At 45.3% G+C, this 19585-nt stretch carries 22 protein-coding genes; 9 read left to right on the forward strand and 13 right to left on the reverse strand.

Features of this window, described 5'->3' with window-relative positions; genetic code table 11:
• Window positions 1-142: 142 nt before the first annotated feature.
• Together ACVA6Q_RS01000 and ACVA6Q_RS01005 are read left to right on the forward strand one after the other, a co-directional pair.
• Window positions 143-1039: a lipase family alpha/beta hydrolase gene (locus ACVA6Q_RS01000; protein ID WP_353500166.1), complete on the forward strand. Its 897-nt coding sequence runs from the start codon at window positions 143-145 to the stop codon at window positions 1037-1039.
• 2 nt (window positions 1040-1041) lie between these two features.
• Complete coding sequence (locus ACVA6Q_RS01005; protein ID WP_446646161.1) at window positions 1042-1890, forward strand: lipase secretion chaperone; 849 nt, start codon at window positions 1042-1044, stop codon at window positions 1888-1890.
• Window positions 1891-1951: 61 nt separating this feature from the next.
• Here ACVA6Q_RS01005 and ACVA6Q_RS01010 read toward each other — a convergent pair whose 3' ends face one another.
• The 3 genes from ACVA6Q_RS01010 to ACVA6Q_RS01020 form a co-directional block, all read right to left on the reverse strand.
• Window positions 1952-2716, reverse strand: a complete 765-nt coding sequence (locus ACVA6Q_RS01010) for a hydratase (protein WP_446646162.1) — start codon at window positions 2714-2716, stop codon at window positions 1952-1954.
• 87 nt (window positions 2717-2803) lie between these two features.
• Window positions 2804-3061 (reverse strand): LysR substrate-binding domain-containing protein, encoded by a 258-nt coding sequence (locus ACVA6Q_RS01015; protein ID WP_446646163.1) that lies wholly within the window; start codon window positions 3059-3061, stop codon window positions 2804-2806.
• Window positions 3062-3167: 106 nt separating this feature from the next.
• Window positions 3168-3686 carry a phosphoribosyltransferase gene (locus ACVA6Q_RS01020; RefSeq protein ID WP_446646164.1) on the reverse strand — a complete coding sequence of 173 codons (519 nt, stop codon included), beginning with the start codon at window positions 3684-3686 and terminating at the stop codon, window positions 3168-3170.
• A gap of 253 nt (window positions 3687-3939) precedes the next feature.
• On the opposite strand from ACVA6Q_RS01020, the gene ACVA6Q_RS01025 reads away from it, so the two are divergent.
• The gene (locus ACVA6Q_RS01025; RefSeq protein ID WP_446646165.1) at window positions 3940-4413 is read left to right on the forward strand and encodes a peptide-methionine (S)-S-oxide reductase; all 474 of its coding nucleotides are present in this window, start codon (window positions 3940-3942) and stop codon (window positions 4411-4413) included.
• A 12-nt stretch (window positions 4414-4425) separates the two neighbouring features.
• On the opposite strand, the gene ACVA6Q_RS01030 is transcribed toward ACVA6Q_RS01025, so the two are convergent.
• The 6 genes from ACVA6Q_RS01030 to ACVA6Q_RS01055 form a co-directional block, all read right to left on the reverse strand.
• Window positions 4426-5292, reverse strand: a complete 867-nt coding sequence (locus tag ACVA6Q_RS01030; protein ID WP_446646166.1) for a DMT family transporter — start codon at window positions 5290-5292, stop codon at window positions 4426-4428.
• Window positions 5292-6296 carry a zinc-binding dehydrogenase gene (locus ACVA6Q_RS01035; RefSeq protein WP_446646167.1) on the reverse strand — a complete coding sequence of 335 codons (1005 nt, stop codon included), beginning with the start codon at window positions 6294-6296 and terminating at the stop codon, window positions 5292-5294. The genes ACVA6Q_RS01030 and ACVA6Q_RS01035 overlap by 1 nt, the downstream gene beginning before the upstream one ends.
• A 72-nt stretch (window positions 6297-6368) precedes the next feature.
• Window positions 6369-7349, reverse strand: coding sequence for a 2-dehydro-3-deoxygalactonokinase (locus ACVA6Q_RS01040; RefSeq protein WP_446646168.1), 981 nt, complete (start codon window positions 7347-7349; stop codon window positions 6369-6371).
• A 50-nt stretch (window positions 7350-7399) separates the two neighbouring features.
• Entirely contained in the window at window positions 7400-8086 is a 687-nt protein-coding gene (locus ACVA6Q_RS01045) for an RraA family protein (RefSeq protein ID WP_418642705.1), read from the reverse strand.
• A gap of 2 nt (window positions 8087-8088) precedes the next feature.
• Complete coding sequence (locus tag ACVA6Q_RS01050) at window positions 8089-8742, reverse strand: bifunctional 4-hydroxy-2-oxoglutarate aldolase/2-dehydro-3-deoxy-phosphogluconate aldolase (RefSeq protein ID WP_446646169.1); 654 nt, start codon at window positions 8740-8742, stop codon at window positions 8089-8091.
• Window positions 8743-8744: 2 nt separating this feature from the next.
• On the reverse strand, window positions 8745-9758 hold the full coding sequence (locus ACVA6Q_RS01055) for a C-terminal binding protein (RefSeq protein ID WP_418642707.1): 1014 nt from the start codon (window positions 9756-9758) through the stop codon (window positions 8745-8747).
• A gap of 215 nt (window positions 9759-9973) precedes the next feature.
• Here ACVA6Q_RS01055 and ACVA6Q_RS01060 point away from each other — a divergent pair, with 215 nt between their 5' ends.
• The 4 genes from ACVA6Q_RS01060 (at window position 9974) to ACVA6Q_RS01075 (ending at window position 14354) form a co-directional block, all read left to right on the forward strand.
• The gene (locus ACVA6Q_RS01060; protein WP_418642708.1) at window positions 9974-10453 is read left to right on the forward strand and encodes a TRAP transporter small permease; all 480 of its coding nucleotides are present in this window, start codon (window positions 9974-9976) and stop codon (window positions 10451-10453) included.
• 1 nt (window position 10454) lies between these two features.
• Window positions 10455-11741 (forward strand): TRAP transporter large permease, encoded by a 1287-nt coding sequence (locus ACVA6Q_RS01065; protein WP_446646170.1) that lies wholly within the window; start codon window positions 10455-10457, stop codon window positions 11739-11741.
• A 245-nt stretch (window positions 11742-11986) separates the two neighbouring features.
• Entirely contained in the window at window positions 11987-12979 is a 993-nt protein-coding gene (locus ACVA6Q_RS01070) for a TRAP transporter substrate-binding protein (RefSeq protein ID WP_418642710.1), read from the forward strand.
• A gap of 79 nt (window positions 12980-13058) precedes the next feature.
• The gene (locus ACVA6Q_RS01075; protein WP_446646171.1) at window positions 13059-14354 is read left to right on the forward strand and encodes a lactate racemase domain-containing protein; all 1296 of its coding nucleotides are present in this window, start codon (window positions 13059-13061) and stop codon (window positions 14352-14354) included.
• A 37-nt stretch (window positions 14355-14391) separates the two neighbouring features.
• Here the strand turns inward: ACVA6Q_RS01075 and larB are convergent, their stop codons facing one another.
• From larB to ACVA6Q_RS01090, 3 genes are read right to left on the reverse strand one after another with little or no spacing between them, the layout of a single operon-like run.
• Window positions 14392-15048, reverse strand: a complete 657-nt coding sequence (gene larB, locus ACVA6Q_RS01080) for a nickel pincer cofactor biosynthesis protein LarB (RefSeq protein WP_418642712.1) — start codon at window positions 15046-15048, stop codon at window positions 14392-14394.
• The gene (gene larE / locus ACVA6Q_RS01085) at window positions 15030-15857 is read right to left on the reverse strand and encodes an ATP-dependent sacrificial sulfur transferase LarE (protein WP_446646172.1); all 828 of its coding nucleotides are present in this window, start codon (window positions 15855-15857) and stop codon (window positions 15030-15032) included. Before larE ends, larB begins: the two co-directional genes overlap by 19 nt.
• Window positions 15838-17073: a LarC family nickel insertion protein gene (locus tag ACVA6Q_RS01090; RefSeq protein WP_446646173.1), complete on the reverse strand. Its 1236-nt coding sequence runs from the start codon at window positions 17071-17073 to the stop codon at window positions 15838-15840. The genes larE and ACVA6Q_RS01090 overlap by 20 nt, the downstream gene beginning before the upstream one ends.
• A gap of 262 nt (window positions 17074-17335) precedes the next feature.
• Between ACVA6Q_RS01090 and ACVA6Q_RS01095 the strand changes: the two genes are divergently transcribed.
• Both ACVA6Q_RS01095 and ACVA6Q_RS01100 read left to right on the forward strand, forming a co-directional pair.
• Window positions 17336-17917 carry a HupE/UreJ family protein gene (locus ACVA6Q_RS01095; RefSeq protein WP_446646174.1) on the forward strand — a complete coding sequence of 194 codons (582 nt, stop codon included), beginning with the start codon at window positions 17336-17338 and terminating at the stop codon, window positions 17915-17917.
• A gap of 186 nt (window positions 17918-18103) precedes the next feature.
• The gene (locus ACVA6Q_RS01100; protein WP_042500107.1) at window positions 18104-18757 is read left to right on the forward strand and encodes a GntR family transcriptional regulator; all 654 of its coding nucleotides are present in this window, start codon (window positions 18104-18106) and stop codon (window positions 18755-18757) included.
• 155 nt (window positions 18758-18912) lie between these two features.
• Here ACVA6Q_RS01100 and ACVA6Q_RS01105 read toward each other — a convergent pair whose 3' ends face one another.
• Window positions 18913-19575, reverse strand: coding sequence for an NADPH-dependent FMN reductase (locus tag ACVA6Q_RS01105; protein WP_446646175.1), 663 nt, complete (start codon window positions 19573-19575; stop codon window positions 18913-18915).
• Window positions 19576-19585 lie beyond the last annotated feature (10 nt).

Here is a 19585-nt window from a genome sequence, read left to right on the forward strand (position 1 = left end):
TGCAAATATGGGCACAAATTCACATTTTTTAAATGCACTTTGGCGACCTCAAATTTGCTCTACTACGCTGATCGACTCATCGGAGGTCTGACAAGGAAAGATAACAATGAAACACATGTCACTGGTTTTTTTGTGCGCGGCTATGGCGCTCAATGTTCAAGCTAAACTGTTTGGTCATCAGTCTGGATACACACAAACCCAATACCCCATCGTGTTGGTTCATGGGCTGTTTGGTTTTGATTCTCTAGCGGGTTTTGATTACTTCTACGGCATTCCGCAAACCTTGAGTAAGGATGGAGCAACAGTGTTCGTCGCGCAGATTTCAGCAACCAACAGCTCTGAAGTTCGAGGTGAGCAACTACTTACTCAGGTAGAGAACGTACTCGCAGTCACTGGCGCGAAAAAGGTCAATCTTATCGGTCATAGTCACGGTGCGCCGACTGCCAGATATGTTGCTTCGGTAGCGCCGGAAATGGTGGCCTCCGTGACAAGTATTGGTGGTGTAAACAAAGGCTCTAAAGTGGCAGATCTGGTGCGCAGCACCGTCCCTGAAGGCTCTGCCGCTGAAGCAATCGCAGTAAAACTGGCGGGTGGATTGACCACACTGATTGGTTTGCTCTCTGGTGGCTCCGATTTACCTCAAAACGGACTGAGCTCACTTGAAGCGCTCACAACACAGGGGTCACTGGCGTTTAATGCCCATTATCCAGAAGGTGTGCCTACCGCCACTTGTGGTGATGGTGACTGGCAAGCAGACAATGGCGTTTATTATTACTCTTGGACAGGCACTTCAACCTACACTAATGTGCTCGACCCTGCCGATCCAGCAATGCTTATCCTAGGACTTGCTTTTGATGAGCCTAATGATGGCCTAGTGGGTCAGTGCAGCACCCATTTAGGCAAGGTGATTGGCGACGATTACAAGATGAATCATCTTGATGAAATCAATGGCCTGCTTGGTATCCACCACTTATTTGAAACCGACCCGAAAACCTTATACCGCCAACATGCTAATCGACTCCAACTTCAAGGACTCTAGCCATGCGAATGATAACCAAGGGGCTGATGTTCTTGTCCGTAGTTAGCATTGTTGTTGCGGGCGCTCGGATTTGGACGGCAGCCCGCGATAGTTCGAATTTGGCAATACAGGCGCCCTCTCAACAGGACACTCAAGTTGATGAGGCGTCACTTCGTGATACCTTCGATTACTTTCTGTCTGATGCTAGTCAAACAGACGTGAAGACAATCGAGCAAAGATTTGAACACTATAGCGACAGCTCAACTGGTATGGATCCTGTGCTCTTTAAGAAATTCATCCAATACAAAGCAGCATTGGCAGAACTGGGTGCAACCGATGACTTTAGTGCTTTGCATCAGCAAATATTAGCACTTCAAGCGCACTTTTTTACTGTTGAGGAGCAGCAAAGATTATTTGCAGAAGAAAACCAAATGCGAGAGCTTGCGCTTAGGCAAAAAGAGCTAAAACAGATAGCTCAAAGCCCAGCAGAGTACCAGCAGATGTGGCAACAAGAACTAGCACAACTGTCCCCGGAGCTTCAGGAAAGCTATCACAACGCCAACTTACTGACAGCGCTGAATGAGACAAACTCTATGGATGCGCAAAGTCAGTTTTTAGTTCGAGAGTCATTAGTTGGTGCTGAAGCGAGCCAAAGGTTGGCGGCACTGGATGAGAAAAGGGCGCAGTTTGAGCAAAGCGTTCAAAGCTATATGTTGGCGCGAGCCGAGATCATCGAGAATGAGTCGTTGTCGGAGTATGACAGAAAGCAAGCCATCGCCGAACTCAGAGAGCCTTTGTTTGACAGCCGTCAGATCCGTCGAGTCGAGGCGTTGGAGCGAATACATGATCAGATAAGTGCGTTGACCCCTTAAAATAGAGAGCTATGGAGTCGTTCAAGCGCGCAGAGCTGCGCGCATTCACTCTTGCTAAGGCTTAACCTTTAGCCTTAAATGTGACTTGGTATTCACCAAAACCTTCATACTGAATCGTAGTAGGCTTATCAAACGCCACTTCAACGATGCCACAGTAAGAACCTGTGATGATTGCTTCACCTGCTTGGAAGTCAACACCACGACGAGTCATGGTATTGATTAGCCAGTAAATTGGCGTTTGAGCGAGTTTGTTTGGGTGCTCACCTGCGAAGGTTTGCACATCGTCGCCTTGAGAGACGTTAATGTTGATATTTGCTGCATCAAATGCCTTCTCACGAGGAAGCTCAGGACCAATGAATAGCCCTTGGTTAACCAAACAGTCAGCCAGCTTTTCATAGAACTCAGCACCGCTATCGTCCGCAAAACGTGACTGCATTAGCTCTAGCGCCATGTGGCAGGAGCCGATAGCATCGTTGATTTGCTCTTCGCTATAGCCTTCAGGGTTAGTGGGCAGCGCTTTGTTGAGTACGAAGGCGATTTCTGGCTCGACTCGAGCGATATTATTGTCCGCAAACAGCTTACACACTTCACCAGTTTGCACACTGTCGGCAAAAATCGGCGCAACGACGAACTTATCGTCTGCGAGAGGAAGTAAACACTTCCAGCCACCCACCTTGTCACTGTGGATATCAATCATCGATGATTGGATTTGCAGTGCATCGTCGAGTGTTTTCGGGCGCTGCGATTCATCAAGGCGTGGCGCTTTAGTGCCTGGCACTCTGCGCCCTAGTAGCTCAGAGGCAGCTAACTTAAAATTACTTGTCATACAATACCACCTAAATTGAATTTCGGATGATAATAGCTGATTTTTGGGTGATTGGATAGTGGTCGAGATTAGTGAATGAGATGCCTGTCACTCACCGCTTTGAGTTTGGGAAATCCCTGACAGTTTTTCTTCAAACTCGGCGCGCTTCTCTCTTATGAACTCAATAAATAACTGAGACTTAAGCGGTAAATGTCGATTGTCTGAGTAGACAAGTAGCATGGTTCGATCTTGGGGGATCCAGGGCTCAAGTATGGGTGTGGCATCGCCCGTATTTAGCTCATCACGCAACAGGGAGTAGGGTAGATAGCAGATGCCCGCATGGCTTAGAGCGAGTGCTTTTGTCACAGGTCAAGAGCCAAGAACCTTTAGAGCGTTTGCAGAAGAGTTCGCCGCAGTCGTTGAAAAGTAAAGGACAAAACAAAGGGGCTATACACGCCCCTTTGTGTTTTGGTTATTTTACAAGCTTGGAGACGTAAGGAACGTTTCTTAGCTTGTCGTTCCAAGGCAGCCCGAAACCGACGAGCAAATCATCGTTTTCCATCTCATAGGCATAAAGCTGCGGGAATGGGATATCCACTCTGCCCGGTTTGACAAACAGGGTGGCGATAGACAGAGATTTCGGTTGATAGTTTTTGGACAAATACTCAACCAGACGTTTCATGGTACCGCCGGACTCAATGGCATCATCAATTACGATGACATCTTTGCCTTCAATTTCGATATTCTGATGATAAACAATTTCGGATTTGTTGTTGCGATCACCCGGTGTATGAGGGCATGAGATGGTATCCATACTCACATCAATCGTCAGCTGTCTTACTAGGTCAGCGGTGAACAAGATACCACCCGGTACCACAGAGATGACCACCACTTCTTTGAATTGTTGATTGATAAGCTCAGCGACTGTCTTTGTACCAGCTTGGATCTGTGCTTCACTCAATACGAGCTCGCCTAAATGCCGATTACGCATAGTTTTTCTCCATTAAGCCGCGATTCCCACAATGCGGCAGACGTTTATATTTTGATATCCTAGCACCGAGAGTATTTGTCTTCGTACGCTTTGCATCGAGTTTGATTCAGAATTTTCGCCTACTTCTCATATCCGACCTTGATTTAGAGGCCGAGCCCCATCAATTCGTGTTAGACCTTGTCAGCATAGTCCCATCTCGCTCTAAACTGTGTTACCTTGCCTGCCTTAAAGTGTGTTTGGGGTGCGATACAAGATGGAAAAGATCTACTTTTCTGGTGGCTGTTTATGGGGTGTGCAAGAGTTCATGCGCCACTTACCTGGTGTGGTAAAAACCCAAGCAGGTAGAGCCAATGGCACAACTGATACCACTGCAAGTGACTACGATGGCTATGCTGAGTGTGTTCTCACTGAGTTTGACCCAGATAAAGTGACTGTCGAACAGTTGATGGATTTCTTTTTTGAAATCATTGACCCGTACAGCCTCAACAAGCAAGGGGAAGATGTCGGGACCAAATACCGCACTGGAGTTTACAGTGTGAATCCTAAGCATCTTGAACTTGTTCGACAGTATATCGCGGCGCGTCCAGATTCAGATAAAATCGCGGTTGAAGTACTGCCGCTCAGTAACTACGTCAAGAGTGATGAAGAGCATCAAGATCGATTGACGCTACATCCGAATGATTATTGCCACATTCCTAAAAACATACTGCATAAGTACAAGTGTTAAGCACTCAACTCTTTAATTGCCGTGCCTGCTAGAGCGCTTTACATACACATATAGTGACAGCAATATCAACGCACCACCTAGCGTATCTGTGATGCTTAAATGACTACCAAAAAGCGCAACACTCATTAGTAAAGTCCAGATAGGCTCTAAGATCATGATGAGCGAGGCTGTGGCAATCGATGTTGTGCCTTGCCCAATCGTTTGGGTTAAGTACCTCATGGTCGTGGCTAATAGTGTGGCGAGTGCAAAATAGAACCAACCAGAAGTCGAGACCTCGATACTGGGCGCACCATCCATAACGTATAAAATGCCTCCACTGATAGCGACAACAAACATCTGAATACAGATTGAAGGCAGTGCTGATAGCTGAGCGCTTACTCGTTTGTTTAGTACGAAGTGTGCAGAAAGCAGGCACGAAGAAAGAAAAAAGTACCCCAAGCTTGGATCGAAGTGCCAGCCATTTTTGAGTGTTAGCAGCATCATTCCGAGCGTAGCTAGCGGTAGAGAGACCCAAAATGCAGAGCTAGGATTTTGCCTTAGGAGCAGCCATTGAGTTAATGGCGCAATGATCATAGCAAGGCTCATGATAAACGCGCCCTCAGCAAGGCTATTGGTAGTGCTGACCGCATGAACCCACACATTGATAGAAGCTGCGAGCAGTGAGCCGACAAAGATAAGATTCTTAAAAATCGACCAAGAAAAACGTTTTAGTTCTTGGAAGCAAAACGGCAGAAGAAGCGCTGCAGCGATAAAAAATCGCCCAGCCACGAACATTGAACTAGGCATTTCATATAACACATACTTTGACGTTACCCACCCGCTAGCAGCGCATAATGTGGCAGCAAAAAGCAGTAGTTCACCTCTTCTGGATACGTTCATTAACAGGATGTCCTGTTCTGTCCTGAAACATCGACCACAATCTTGCCAACTGTTCTCTGGTTTCTGATTTCCATTAGCGCACTCGCTGCTTCCTCAAAGGGGATAGTCGTGATCTTAGGTGGGGTAAGGTCACCTTGTTCAAGGAGTTTATTGAAAGATTCACCTGCACGTCGGATAGAGTCTCGACCAGCGCTTCCATGGTTATAGCCGGCACCAAGACTGAGCTGGTGAACCGTGACTCCTCTTGCTTTGGCTTGGAGATATCGATTGAGATCCGCCGTCTCGACAAGCTCAACCATTTCACCGTCGAATTTTAATGAGTTGGCACAGTACAGCTCAGATTGAGCGCCTACGCAGTCAAGGGCAATATCGACTCCTTGACTTGCTGTTATCGCCATCACTTCAGCGACCACGTCCTGATTTTGATAATCAATGATGTGAGTCGCGCCAAGCTGCCTCACATAATCGGCATTTTTCTCAGAACATGTCGCTATGATTGTTTTTACGCCAAAGTACCTCGCCAGTTGAATCGCGAAGCCTCCCACACCGCCTGCACCTCCAGCAATGAGTAGAGAGCGTTTGGTTTGCACTCGAAGTTTGTCAACCAATGCTCTCCATGCCGTCCAGCCTGCGCATGGGGTAGAAGCTGCGAAGTCGTCGCTGACTTTGGGTAATCGAGTTAAGGTTCGGTGATCTTGTAGACAATACTCGGCGAGCCCACCGTTGGGATCGAACATATTGCCGTGAAATAGAACCTTGTCGCCCACTTGCCAAGGTGTATTCTGTGACGAGATGTCTACGATCTCGCCTACAACATCCAACCCAACAACAAAATGACTGTCCATGTTTTCAACCAGATGTTGCCAATTAGGGATCTTGGTATCGACAGGGTTGAGCCCACACGTAATGACCTTGATTAAGGCCTGATTTTCGAAAGCGGTAGGCACAGGAATGTCACTTAGCTGGAATTGATCGCAAGTAGGTTGGTAGGTAATGGCTTTCATTGACGAGACTCCGAAAAAAGAGCTTTCCACTCGAGGTACGGAAAGCTCATGGTTAGTCACAATTGGGGTTGACTAAATTATGTTTGCTTTTGCAGCGACAAACATGGAACCGACAGCAGATAAGTCTTGAATATCAGTGCATTGGTGAACAGGATTGTCAGGAAATTGCTGTTGGAGTAGATAAGCTGTGGCTTCACAAAGTAAACCCGAGCCTCCAATGTAAACGGGTGTCTCTGAAGTAAAGCCAAGCTGTGGAGCAGACGTTAGGGCTTTAATATCAGAATGAAGAATGACACCGACTAGGAAGCTTGCCAGTTTTTCATGACAGCGGCCTTCAAACTGCTCTTGAAGTCTTATCAAAAACAAAGCGTGCCCCATGCCAAATTGCTCAACTGCATTGTAGCCTTCCAGCAATGCTTCATTGCAAAGCGTTTCTGAGAAACGGTTCTCCAGCGAACTGGTTAAGATCGTGTTATTGGTGATGATGGCATTGAGCTCACCTGCTAATGTAGTACAGCAGCCGTTGATCGTCTTGTTTGAATCTATCGCGACGAATTTAGAGTGTGAGCCGGGCAGTGCAATAATCGCATCTTGATCAATGTTAAATTGCTCTGCAATCGCCAATGCCTCTACTTCCTCACCACGCATAATATCCAGACCCATAACAGAGATTATGTTGTCGGTATTAAGGTTTTTTACACCAGGAATAAAATGAATCGGTAGTGGCGATATTGAGTCATTTACAATGGATGTCACGTTGTTAGCAAAATCATCCAATGAGGCCGGAGCGACGAGATGCGGCACTTCATGTAAGCCTAGGTTTGAGGTAATCATCCCCGCCGCTAAGATCGCTTGAATGTCAGAATCTTGAAGCGAATGCTTGCTTTTCAGCTCCTCAATGGCTGTCGATATAGTGTTGACCAACTTAAGGTTATTGCCATCGATACTGGTATCACGAACGCCTACATTCGCCTTTACCTGATCAATACGGTTTTTCCCTTCAAACAGTGCTACGCGGGTGTTGGTCGTGCCTGTATCTATTGTAATAATCAATGGAATTGCCCTCGTAAAAAGGCTCATCTTTCGATGAGCCTATGGGAGAATTAGATGCGGCCGAACTTAGAAAGTAGCTCTTCAACAGTTGCGCCATTTAGGATTTCTTCGCGAACTTTTTTCTCGTTTTCCGCAAGCTGTTTCGCAGCTGGGTAAACTTCTTCAACGAACTCGTAAGGTACAACGGTTACACCTAGTTCATCTGCTACTACAAGGTCGCCTGGTTTTACAATTTGACCACCACAAACCACAGGAACGTTGATTTCAATAGGTTCTGTACGCCCTGTTTCTGCTGAGTGTGCAGCACGAGGAGACACTGAGCGAGACGCCACTGGGAAGTCGAGAACTTTTGATTCGTCAGTATCACGAACAGATCCATCAACAACGGCACCTGCTACGCCAGCAGCACGTGCTAGGCCAGACATCAAACCGCCCCAGATAGACGTGTTTGGTGTGCCGTTTGCATCGATAACGACAACATCACCCGGCTTAGCAATATCGAAGATTGGTAGGCAGTCAACGATGTCGCCTGGCTTAAGTTTTACCGTCAATGCAGAGCCGATAAATGGCTTATTGACTGAACGGAATTTGATTTCGTGGTCCATCACGCCATCGCGCTTAAAAGCATCACTGAATACAGCACTCACGCTCAGTGTATCGGTCATTTCAGCGCATTTCGCAATTAGCTCTTCATTGATATTTGGACGAGGGTTGATGATTTTTTTTGCGTATTCCATGATTACTTCCTAATTGATTCAACAGCTTGCGTAAATTGGCAAGCATTTTGGTAAATGATGTCGAACTCGTTGTTGTCGACTAATGCGTTATTAACCAGGTTGGAGCCAATGCCAAATCCAACGGCACCTGCTTTGGCAAAGTCAGGGATGTTGTCTGCATTTACTCCACCAACGGCGATAAATTTCAGGTCTGAAAGAGGTGCACTCAAAGCACCCAAATAACTGGGACCAAGTAGCCCACCAGGGAACAGCTTGATAAAGTCAGCACCAGCGGCATCAGCTTGCACCGCTTCTGTTGGCGTCATAACTCCAGGCAGTGAAACCATCTCCAACTCACGAGTTTTCTTTATGACTTCTGGATTAAAATCCGGGGACACAATAAATTGTCCACCAAGATCGCTTACTGCTTTGACCTGTTCGACCGTAGTGACTGTGCCTGCTCCAAAAATCAATTGGTCAGCAAACTCGGTCGAGAGTATGTCTAGCGCAGCTAAGGTATTGGCTTCGCCATTCTTACGATCAAACGTCACTTCAACCAGGCGGATCCCACCTTTGATAAGAGCCTGCATCGTTGGGCGAACATTGTCCGGAGATATGCCACGAACAATGGCAAATACCTTGTGCTCCTCGATGGCTGTAATGGTTTCGTTTCTCATAACTACTGTTCCGAAATAGGCGTTTTAACTCGAGCGACAGGATCAAGGGGCTCACCACCAAGCAATACGGCTTTGGCATTTTCTGCTGCAATACGGCGGCATTCTTGGAACGCTTCTTGCGATACATAAGCAACGTGAGGGGTCACAATACAGTTATCTAAACCAAATATTGGGTTGTCATTTGGGTTCCAATTGTCGAGTTTGGCTGGTTCTTCTTCTGGGTCATCCAGTCCTGCAGACGCAATCCAACCTTCAACCAGCGCTTTATAAAGCGCGTTGTTATCGACCACTTTGCCGCGAGCACCATTGACGAGTACGGCGTTTGGCTTCATCTGGCGCAGGCGATCTTCATTAATTAGACGATCGGTTTCCGGCGTATGCGGACACATAACGTTAACCACATCTGACGTTTCAATGAGCGTATCCAAATCTACCTTTTCGACACCAAATGTATTCATGTAAGAGCCGGATACATATGGGTCGAAAGAGACGACCTTGAAGCCGAGCGCGGTCATTTTCTTGGCAATGTTTTGAGCAATTCTGCCAAAGCCAATCAGACCCCAAACAGAAGATCGGAAGCGCTTAGGTACTAAACCATCCATATCCCAGTGCCAGTTTCCTTCGTGCGTAAACTTGTTGTATGCCGGAATTCTTCTGAAAAGTGTGAGACCGAGAGAGATAGAGTGATCGGCCACTTCATCAATGCAGTAGTCCGGGACGTTAGACACTTTGATGCCATGGTCGTAGCACGCTTCTACGTCGAGAATGTCGACGCCAATACCGTAGCGACAGATGATCTTACAGTTGTCCAATTGCTCAATTGTGGTTCTTGGGATCTTTGCGTACTGCTGCAATATCGCATCCGCATCCTTTGCAAGCTCACCTAAACCAATGCCAGTCTTGCATCTAAGGCCTATTACCTCTGCACCAATTGGCTCCAAGACGCTGCGCTCAATATCTAAGTCTGGGTAGTCATAGTCTGATACGTAGACTTTGAATTTGGTCTCACCGGTCATTTCACATTACCTCTTGTCTGTAATACTTGATATCTGAGATCTAACATATCAGTCGTTTTTTAAGATCGAAATTCCTTTGTTGGCAAACTGTGATCAAGCCCAAGAAACCCAATGTTCGCCCTATTTATTGCGGGTTTGAGGTGTTTTTATTCAGTTTTGGCGTGTATGTTATCTGATATATCAGTTCTAGTAAGTTAATTGGTGAGTGCAGTACGATGAAATGGCTAAATGAAAACTTAGAAGGTGCCGTTGGGGCATTGCTTCTAGCAGCAATTGTAATACTGATTACGATACAGGTAATAATGAGATACGTATTTCAGAATGCCTTGTCCTGGTCGGAGGAATTAACGTTATGGACATTTATATGGTTTATATGGGTAGGGATTGCATATGCATTTAAAGAGAGAAAACACGTTAAAGTCACGTTTTTCCAAGACCTTCTCCCAGAGAAAATTAAAAAATACTTAGAAGTAATCATTGATATAGCAATTGTCGCTTTCCTATTAACGATGACATATCAATCTTATAAATTGATTACTCTTCCTTACGTATTGTCTCAAAAATCAGTTGTACTCAACCTTCCGATAGCAGTTATGTATGCATCGGCTCCTGTTGGTTCATTATTATCTGTATTTAGAATTGTTCAGTTTTATGTTGTAAATAGAACAAAAGTCTCTTCACCAGTAGAGGTATAAAATGTCTGGAATTATATTATTTTGTGCTTTAGGTTTATTGCTTATTCTAGGTATGCCTATTGCGATGAGCTTAGGAATGAGTTCGCTGTTTGTCATGAGCTTTGTCGATGGTACGCCACCATTGAGTCTTATGGCTCGCTCGATAGTGACAGGCGCGGATTCCTTTCCGCTAATTGCCGTACCTTTGTTCATTCTAGCGGGTGATCTGATGCAAAAGGGCGGATTGTCTAAACGAATTATCGGCTTTGCGTATTCTTTAGTTGGCCATATTCGAGCGTCGCTTTGCTATGTTAACGTTATTGCGTCAATGTTCTTTGCTGCCATCTCGGGCTCAGCACCCGCAACCGTTGCTGCGATTGGCTCAAACATCATCCCATCGATGACACAGCAAGGTTACAAAAAGGATTTCTCTTCGGCACTGACTGCGTCTGCAGGCATGATTGGTGTGATGATTCCACCAAGTATTCCTTTCATTATCTATGGTGTTTCGGCTGAAGTTTCCATCGGTAAACTGTTCTTGGCTGGCATTGTTCCAGGTGTTTTGTTTGGTCTTACTTTTATGGCGATGAGTCGTGTAGTAGTGAGAAACCAACCTATTATGGATGTTGAGCCAACTCCGTTTTCTTGGGCAGGAGTAGGTGCTCAATTTAAAGAGTCTATTTGGGCGCTTATTGTTCCTGGCATCATCTTAGGCGGTATTTATGGTGGTGTGTTTACGCCAACAGAAGCTGGAGCGGTTGCGGTTGTGTATGCAATCATCTGTGGTCTCTTCATTTACAAAGAGATTTCGTTTTCAGACCTGCCAAGCATTTTTGCGCGCTCAACGCTAACGTCAGCGACGATACTGGTACTTGTTGTTTTTGCTGCTGCATTCGGTCGATTGGTGACATTTGAGCAAATTCCTTCAGTAGTTGCTAGTACTTTAGTGGGATTGACAGACAACCCTATAGTGTTACTGTTGCTCATTAATGGCATGCTATTAATTATTGGCATGTTTATGGAAACCATCTCGGCAATCATTATACTTACACCAATTCTATTGCCAGTAGTTAAACAGCTAGGTGTCGATCCAATTGTATTTGGTGTCATCCTAACCGTTAACCTTGCAATCGGTTTCTGTACTCCCCCCTTAGGAGTGAATATATTTGTTGCAAGCCAAGTATCTAATGTCAGTATTGAGAAGATATCTAAAGCATTAATACCATTCTTATGTTCGATGTTAGTTCTTTTATTGGCTGTGACATTTATACCGAGTTTATCCTTATTCTTAACGGAACTAATTGGTTAATAATAGTTGTAGTTAAATAAGATTATATAAAGCCTTAGCTATTGCTAAGGCTTTATTATTTTAAATTCAAATTACTTATTGATATATTTCGTGACAGCTCTCACAGCAAGTTCTCAAATGATGATCAATAATTAAGATCTAGAGTGTGATATGTTAGATATCACGAAGTAGAATTACTATAACGACCAAGAGATTGGCAAAGACCACTAACGAACACTACCCCCAAAGGGAAACAAGAGGGCATTATGAAAAAACTAATCATGGCGACAGCCGTATCTGTGCTTGCACTATCCACTTCTGTTATGGCCGCTACGACAATCCGCATTGGTCATGGCGCCAATGAAAACTATCACCTTCACCGTGCTCTCGAGAAATTTAAGTCGGATCTTGAACAGAACTCTGACGGTAAGTTTGATGTCCAGATCTTTGCGAACTCGCAAATGGGACCAGACCGCGAAATGATTGAAGGGGTTCAATCTGGGATGTTGCAAATGGCGGTATCTCCATCGTCTTTCTACTCTTCTTGGGATCCTTCTTTCGATGTTGTTGAACTTCCATTTATTTACCCAAGTAAACAAGCTGCTCTAGATACAGTGCACAGCGCTACGGGTGACAAGATGCTGAGCAAATTGAACAACATGAACTTGCAGGGTATCGGTTGGATGGAAAATGGTGTACGTCACGTGACCAATAACTCTCGTCCAGTTGAAACTCCAGAAGATCTTAAGGGTCTTAAGATCCGTACCATGAAAGTTCCGGCGCACGTGAAGACATTTAACTCCCTTAATGCTTCTGCTACGCCAATGAACTTTGGTGAAGTGTACTCAGGCCTGCAACAAGGTGTTATCGACGGTCAAGAAAACCCAATCGCTCACATCTATGCACAGCGTTTTTATGAAGTACAAGACTACGTCAGCTTAACGGGTCACGTAATTACCTTTTATATTCCGGTAATGAACTTAGAGTTTTGGCACAGCCTGTCAGCAGACGACCAAAAGCTAATCACAGACACAATGCGCGATGCTGAAATCTACCAACAAGAAATCGTTGCGGCAGAGGAAGGCAAGCAAATTGAAGAGTTCAAGAAGTTAGGTACTCAGGTTAATGCGCTAAGCCCTGAGCAGCTTCAACTCTTTATTGATGCAACAGAGCCGGTACGTGAAGAATATAAGCAAAAACTTGGTGCAGATGTTTACGATGAGTGGATGAGCACTATCAAACAAGTCGCAGCAAACTAATAAATTTTGTTTCGTGATTGAAGTTTAGAGAGGGCAATGCCCTCTCTTGCTGTTTTGAGGTTAGAGAGGTAAGTCGCATATGTTTGACAAAGAGATTAAATTTACGCTGGATGGCGGCTTTGAATGTGAGCTTCCTAAAATGACCCAGGTAAAGCAGCATTTTGAAAGAAATAAGCTCAATGACATTCCTAAGGCGATCAATGAGTCGTTATCACGTTTTCCGAATCCAGAGTGCCTTAATGGTATGTCATTAGCGATTACCGTTGGTAGTCGAGGGATATCTGGGCTCATCCCTGTACTACAAGAAGCCATTGCGTTTCTTAAACATCACGGTGCAAACCCATTCATCGTCCCATCAATGGGAAGTCACGGCTCTGCCAATGCTGAGGGTCAGGTTGTGATACTCGAAACTTACGGCGTGACTGAAAAGTCAATGGGCGTTCCAATCGTATCCTCTATGGAAGTTGTTCATGTCGCAACAATGTCAGATGGCGTGCCGCTCTATCTGGACAAAGTAGCGATGGAAGCAGATGGGATCATCCTATGCAATAAAATCAAACCTCATGCAGACTTTAAGGGACAAGTAGAGAGCGGGCTGCTTAAAATGCTGTGCATTGGTTTGGGTAATCACGTTGGCGCTTCTTCACTGCATCGTTATGGGTTTCACAACTTTCATCGCGTTATCCCAGAGGCGGGAGAGCGTCTACTAGACAAAATTCATGTTCCGTTTGCCATAGGCCTAGTTGAAAATGCTTATGATGAACTGATGGATATTGAAGTCGTTGAGCAGCAAAACATTCTATCTTTAGAACCTGAATATCTCGCCAAAGCGAAACGTAATATTGCCACCATTCAAATCCCCGATATTGACGTGCTGATTATTCAGGAGATTGGCAAGAACATCAGTGGTGAAGGGATGGATCCCAATGTGACGGGCAGACCCGGTTCTGGTGTGGGTGGTTTTAAAGGGCCAAACATTTCTAGCACCGTTGTTCTCTCTTTAACGCAAGCGACCCACGGTAATGGAGTAGGTATTGGCATGGCGGATATTACGACTCGTCAGCTGGTTCAAAAGCTCGATTTCTCTGCAATGTACACCAATGCCGCAACAGCGGGTACGTTGGCGACTGCTAAGATACCCATGGTGATGGGCAACGATAGAGAAGCGATTGTGTTTGCACTTAAAACGGCGCCAATCCATGACATTAGCAAAGCCAAAATTGTTTGGATTCGCAACACGTTAGATCTCGACAATATCTATGTCTCTGAGGCGCTTAAGCCGGTAGTTGAAGAACTGGAAAAAGCGGAAGCTGTAATGGGGACGGAGCAGGAATTCTGTTTTGACAGCGAAGGTAGTTTGATGCCTTGGGCGTAACATTTAAGGCTGCTTATTCAAGCAGCCTTTTAATCATTTATGAGAAGCTTTTAAGCAGTTTGATGGCAGCGCATGCGGCGCCAAAGCCATTGTCTATATTCACGGTCATTAGGCCCGCAGCGCAGCTTCCTAAACAAGCGTTGAGTGCGAGTTGTCCACCTTCGGAGACTCCATAGCCAACGGAGGTCGGAACAGCAATCACTGGCCTGTGTGTCATGCCAGACAGCACAGTTGGCAATGCCGCTTCCATTCCCGCAACCGCAATAATAATTTTTGCCTTGTTAATGTCTTCAAGTGCATTGGTTAATCGCCACAGTGCTGATACACCCACGTCTTCAAAAAGTTTGGCCGAGTAGCCATGATAGTTGAGTGTAGTTAGCGCTTCGCGACATACACCGGTATCTGACGAGCCTCCGGAGACAATAGCGATCATCGGTTCTTGGGCAGGGGGCGTCTCGACCTTACCCATCACAGCGGTGTGTGACAAGGCGCAATAATCAAGGTGCTCACGAAGGGTGGGATTCAGCTTTTGCCATTTTTGCTCTTCCAAGCGTGTAAACAGAAAGCGTACTTGTTTCTCAAGGCCAATTGCTATGATCTGTTCGATTTGCGTAACGCTCTTGCGCTCACACAATATCGCTTCTTCAACAGCGCAGCGCGCTTTGCGGTCAAAATCTATAATGATGTCTGACATTGTTTGTCTCCGATGAACGCACTACCTCTCTGATAAGGCATAAACTGAATCGGTACCGAGGAGTGAAACTGGTGTGTGATCTTACTAACGTCCTGGATGAGCTCATCAATATCGCTTTGTGACAGTCGCTGCAACGTATTGCTATCCACTTCAATACCAATCTGCTGTTTTTTGACTCGGCATCGTAATGTTGTGCTGTGGACTCGTGAGCGAAGATGTTGTTCTACCGCGTTGACTAAGCGCAAGTTATCGCCATCGATGTGGATTCCTGTTTCGATTCGACTTGCAAGGCAAGGTGAAGCGGGCAGCGAGGATAGGGTTGGTAGCCCAAGCTGCAATGCAATATCGCGAATGTCTTGCTTGCATATTTCTGCTTCGACAAACGGGTGCACAATATTGTGTTCTTTGGCGGCAATTAACCCTGGTCGGTAGTCATCAAGATCATCAAGATTCGTCCCGGAAACGACTTGACCAAAATTGAGATTTTTGAGTGTGCTGTAGAGACACGTTTTACAGTAGTAGCAGCGGTTTACGGGATTATTTTGATACTCCTCAGTGTCAATTTCACCGCTTGAGACAAACTCTAGGCTCCATTGGTGCTTCTGAGAAAAATCACGAATACGCTGCGTATCTTGTGGTGGTACCGCCGGTGAAATGGCATGAACCATTTTAGCATTCTGGCCTAAGACTTGATGAGCCACATAAGCCAAAGTCATGCTGTCAACGCCACCACTAACGGCAACGGTGACTTTGCTTAGACGCTTGAGTATGTCTCGTAAGCGATCCAATTTATGATTCAGAGTGTTCATTAGCAGCGTTCGCCTCTATCTGAGATTTAAGAGCAGTTTGAGATTGGTAATTCATCTCTGCGTTATTTAAGTGATCAGACTCCAGTTTACTGGTAACCGAGCCATCAGGACGTTGAACCGTTTTAACGTCATATTGCTGGTCATTCGTCGTCACTTTGTGGTGTAGGCGCGGTAAGACCTTGCGCATGCAGTGCCAATAGCGAACACCAATCGTCGATGTATGATTGAAAACAAACTCGATGATTGAATCTTGATGTGATGGAGAGGTCAGTAGAGTAAAGGTGTTGATATGACGATTCTTTTTACCGTGGGAAATGGACTCCGTCACTTCGTAAACGCCATGTTGCTTGCGAATTTTCTCTCTAGCAATTGCCAGCATCTCACCGGTCATATCATCGATATCGAACTGAATGACGCAAATCTGTTGGCTGTCGAGTTGTGCGTTCTTGTTGTTGGATTCGATAACTGTCGCTCGAAGCAAGTTTGCTCGGCTAGGCAGTTTACGTTTTCCAAATCCATAACCTACTTTACTGATACTACCTTGAGCGACCGTTTGAGAGGGTGATAACCACGCTAAGATAGCAGCGCCAGTAGGGGTGACTCTTTCACCCTTTATCCCGTCATCGACGACGTTAAATCCCTTTAGTAACGTTAACGTGGCTGGAGCAGGTACAGGGATTTCACCATGAGCACAAACAACCGTTCCACCTCCCCAAGGGATATCAGAGCATGACCAAGAGGTGGCTTTTGAATGCACAATGAGCCAACTGGCTGAAACAATGTCGATGATACAGTCCCACGCGCCAACTTCATGGAAGTGGACATCTTCTACGCTTTTGCCATGAATTCCAGCTTCTGCTTGAGCGAGAAGTTGGAAAATGCCAATCGCATTTTGTCTTACTTGGTCTTCAATGGAGACAGTTTCCAGTAATGCCTTGATGGTTTTCCAGCTTCTATGTTCACCATGATGGTGATGGTGATGGTGATGGTGATGGTGATGGTGGTCTGTACTGGAGTTGGTTTCCTCTACATGAAAGCGCTGGCCACTCAAGCCTTTATCCATAGTATCTTCGACCCAGTAATCGACTTGGGTCTGCTCTCTTACCACTTCTAGTGCTTCGAACAATGGTTGTTTTAACTCAGGAGAAGCATGCAGCATGGCTGCGGTGAACATATCTCCAGCGATTCCGCCGATGATGTCTAAATGGATATGCATTGTGGTTTCTGGCCTTTTAACGGATCTTTTAAGTAATCAACGTATAGAATTAATCTGATATGTTAGATACTTTATGGGTTTGCGTTGACTGATTCTAGTAATTGTTGGTCTTTGTTTATTTTGATTTTTGATTGTGTGATCGGCTTCTTTAAACAAGAAATTAGTTTGAATTTGTACGGTTGGTATCTGATATGTTAGTCTCGTAATTGAGACAGGTTACTGTCATTGAAATGAACGTCTCGTTGATAACAAGGTTTGGTTTATGAAGAGAATAGGGATTGCAACACTTATGATGTCGCCAGCGATGGCTTTGGCTCACCCAGGGCATGCAGAGAGTGGTTTTTGGTCGGGTTTTATACATCCGTTTACCGGTTTGGATCATTTGGCGGTCATGTTCGGACTCGGTGTTTTGTGTCGTGTCTTTTTCTCTTCCAGCAAATTATTCCATAAGATGGTTTTGGGAATATTGATTGTAAGTCTGTGTGTTGGCGCTGCTTTGGCGAATATGGGCTTAATGATCCCAATGCTTGAGTCGATAATTTTATTGTCAGTTCTGTTTGTTGGTGCTTCGCTTGTGTTTGGTGGGTTAGTCCGCTCTCCGAGTAAGTGGGCTGTTTGCGGGTTAGCTGCGCTAGCGACCTTCCATGGATACGTACATATTTTGGAAAGTTCAGTAGGTCATGGGCTTGGCCTGTATACACTGGGCTTTGTCTCATCTAGCGCTATGTTGTACATAGGTGGGCAGGTACTTGGGCAAAAAATGCTGCGTGCAACGAACAATAAACGTTACTGCGTGGTTTCTGGGGGAGGGTATATCTTGTTAGCGTTGCTACTTGGCCTTTAAAAGAAATCGCCAATCTATGCGCTAGCTAAATAGTTGATTAAATTTGTGATGTATCAGTATGCACCCCATCACGAATTTGAATCTTATACGTATTTGTCGGTCGCTCCATACTCTATTTGTTGCTGAGAATAGAGTCAGTTTAAGGTAGACTGACGAGATCTGAATTTTAGTGTTGAGGTATCGAGATTGAAAGCTATCACTCGCCCAAAAAGTTTAACGGAAAATGTGGCAGAGAGCTTACGCCAATCAATAGTGAGTGGTGAGTTAAAGTTGGGCCAACCTCTTTCTGAAGCATCTCTTTCTGAAACGTTCGGAGTCAGTAAGACCCCCGTGCGTGAAGCGCTGTTTATCCTTAAGCAGGAAGGATTAATCGATATCATTCCTCAAAAAGGAAGTTTTGTTTTCCAGCCTGATGAACAATCAATCATTGAGCTTTGCAATTTTCGCGGTTATCTAGAGCCAATTGCATTAGAAGAATCGATGCGAAATGATTCACAAGCTTTCTTGGAAAGTTTAGAGATTAGCATCGTGAAAATGGAGCATAAATTTAGAAACCGTGACTACCAAGCATTCCTATTGTTAGATGGCGAGTTTCATGAGTCGTTTTTTAAATTTTGTGGAAACTCTCTGCTTCAAAAAAGTTATCAATTAGTGCAGTTCCACATCGGCGCTATTCGCAGCCATTTGACCACGACAGATGACGCGTACGGAGAGATTTTAGAAGATCACCGTCGTATTTATCAGCTGTTGAGCTCTGGCGAAATTGCGGAAGCGCAATCTATGTTGCGAAAGCATGTTCTAGACATTAAGGCGCTTATCGATGCTTGCGTGTTGCAGTAAGTAAAGCTGTTTCCCGTTATCAAAGACGAAAGAGAGGGCTGAATAAAGCCCTCTCTTTTCAATTTTTCCGGTTTGCGTCCTCACGACTCTTGCCACAGCCCTAAAAACATACTGCACAAATACAAGCGATAGACTTGCGTAGTTTTGCTACCCGATTACTTGGGTGCGTTTCTTTGTGAAGGGTCGCGTTGAAATGCTTCAATGAGTGAGTTTGGGTCTAGGTTTTCACGTTGCTGCTTGGTGCCCTCTGCCCACCATACGAGCTGAGCCATGGTTCGATTCATATAACTGTCCCACTCCTTCTGCGCTTCCTCACTATGTGCTTTGCCTTCATCGTTAAACACCTTCGCGGCGTTTGGAATATGTATCATTGCTGAAACGGGTAAACAGCCCAGCTCTGAAAGAAACGTTCGCATAGATACGGCCGCTCTAGCGCCGCCCCACTGACCTGCAGAATAGGTAACGATGGCACTTGGCTTATAAGAAAACAGCGAGCTGCCGAAATGATTGAGAAGGTGCGCTAAAGCAGGGCTCATAGAATGATTGTACTCGGGGGAGACCATCACATAGCCATCAGCTTCCGCGATTTTATCAGCAAGCTGTTTTAGGTCGGCGGGAACTTGTTTTCGGCTATAGGCAAACTCGGGTTTGAAAATTTCACCTAGATCGAGAGTTAGTGGGTCGATGATTTCTACATTGTGTTCGGGGTAAGCGCGATTAAGGAGTGACTCGCAGGCCTGGCTGATTCTTGCTCCTAGCCGAGCTGGGCTAGGGGGAGTGCTTTCACGAACCGAACCCAGAAAAACCAAAAACTTCATTCTATAGACT

It is taken from the genome of Vibrio sp. DNB22_10_4 (assembly GCF_052879755.1).

Excerpts from the sequence above, each read along its gene's own strand:
- ACVA6Q_RS01075 (WP_446646171.1), top strand. The coding sequence starts at position 13,059 with ATGTTTGACAAAGAGATTAAATTTACGCTGGATGGCGGCTTTGAATGT.
- ACVA6Q_RS01020 (WP_446646164.1), bottom strand. The coding sequence starts at position 3,686 with ATGCGTAATCGGCATTTAGGCGAGCTCGTATTGAGTGAAGCACAGATC.
- ACVA6Q_RS01050 (WP_446646169.1), bottom strand. The coding sequence starts at position 8,742 with ATGAGAAACGAAACCATTACAGCCATCGAGGAGCACAAGGTATTTGCC.
- ACVA6Q_RS01055 (WP_418642707.1), bottom strand. The coding sequence starts at position 9,758 with ATGACCGGTGAGACCAAATTCAAAGTCTACGTATCAGACTATGACTAC.
- ACVA6Q_RS01070 (WP_418642710.1), top strand. The coding sequence starts at position 11,987 with ATGAAAAAACTAATCATGGCGACAGCCGTATCTGTGCTTGCACTATCC.
- ACVA6Q_RS01025 (WP_446646165.1), top strand. The coding sequence starts at position 3,940 with ATGGAAAAGATCTACTTTTCTGGTGGCTGTTTATGGGGTGTGCAAGAG.
- ACVA6Q_RS01010 (WP_446646162.1), bottom strand. The coding sequence starts at position 2,716 with ATGACAAGTAATTTTAAGTTAGCTGCCTCTGAGCTACTAGGGCGCAGA.
- larE (WP_446646172.1), bottom strand. The coding sequence starts at position 15,857 with ATGAACACTCTGAATCATAAATTGGATCGCTTACGAGACATACTCAAG.
- ACVA6Q_RS01030 (WP_446646166.1), bottom strand. The coding sequence starts at position 5,292 with ATGAACGTATCCAGAAGAGGTGAACTACTGCTTTTTGCTGCCACATTA.
- larB (WP_418642712.1), bottom strand. The coding sequence starts at position 15,048 with ATGTCAGACATCATTATAGATTTTGACCGCAAAGCGCGCTGCGCTGTT.
- ACVA6Q_RS01090 (WP_446646173.1), bottom strand. The coding sequence starts at position 17,073 with ATGCATATCCATTTAGACATCATCGGCGGAATCGCTGGAGATATGTTC.
- ACVA6Q_RS01095 (WP_446646174.1), top strand. The coding sequence starts at position 17,336 with ATGAAGAGAATAGGGATTGCAACACTTATGATGTCGCCAGCGATGGCT.
- ACVA6Q_RS01105 (WP_446646175.1), bottom strand. The coding sequence starts at position 19,575 with ATGAAGTTTTTGGTTTTTCTGGGTTCGGTTCGTGAAAGCACTCCCCCT.
- ACVA6Q_RS01060 (WP_418642708.1), top strand. The coding sequence starts at position 9,974 with ATGAAATGGCTAAATGAAAACTTAGAAGGTGCCGTTGGGGCATTGCTT.
- ACVA6Q_RS01000 (WP_353500166.1), top strand. The coding sequence starts at position 143 with ATGGCGCTCAATGTTCAAGCTAAACTGTTTGGTCATCAGTCTGGATAC.
- ACVA6Q_RS01065 (WP_446646170.1), top strand. The coding sequence starts at position 10,455 with ATGTCTGGAATTATATTATTTTGTGCTTTAGGTTTATTGCTTATTCTA.
- ACVA6Q_RS01035 (WP_446646167.1), bottom strand. The coding sequence starts at position 6,296 with ATGAAAGCCATTACCTACCAACCTACTTGCGATCAATTCCAGCTAAGT.
- ACVA6Q_RS01045 (WP_418642705.1), bottom strand. The coding sequence starts at position 8,086 with ATGGAATACGCAAAAAAAATCATCAACCCTCGTCCAAATATCAATGAA.
- ACVA6Q_RS01005 (WP_446646161.1), top strand. The coding sequence starts at position 1,042 with ATGCGAATGATAACCAAGGGGCTGATGTTCTTGTCCGTAGTTAGCATT.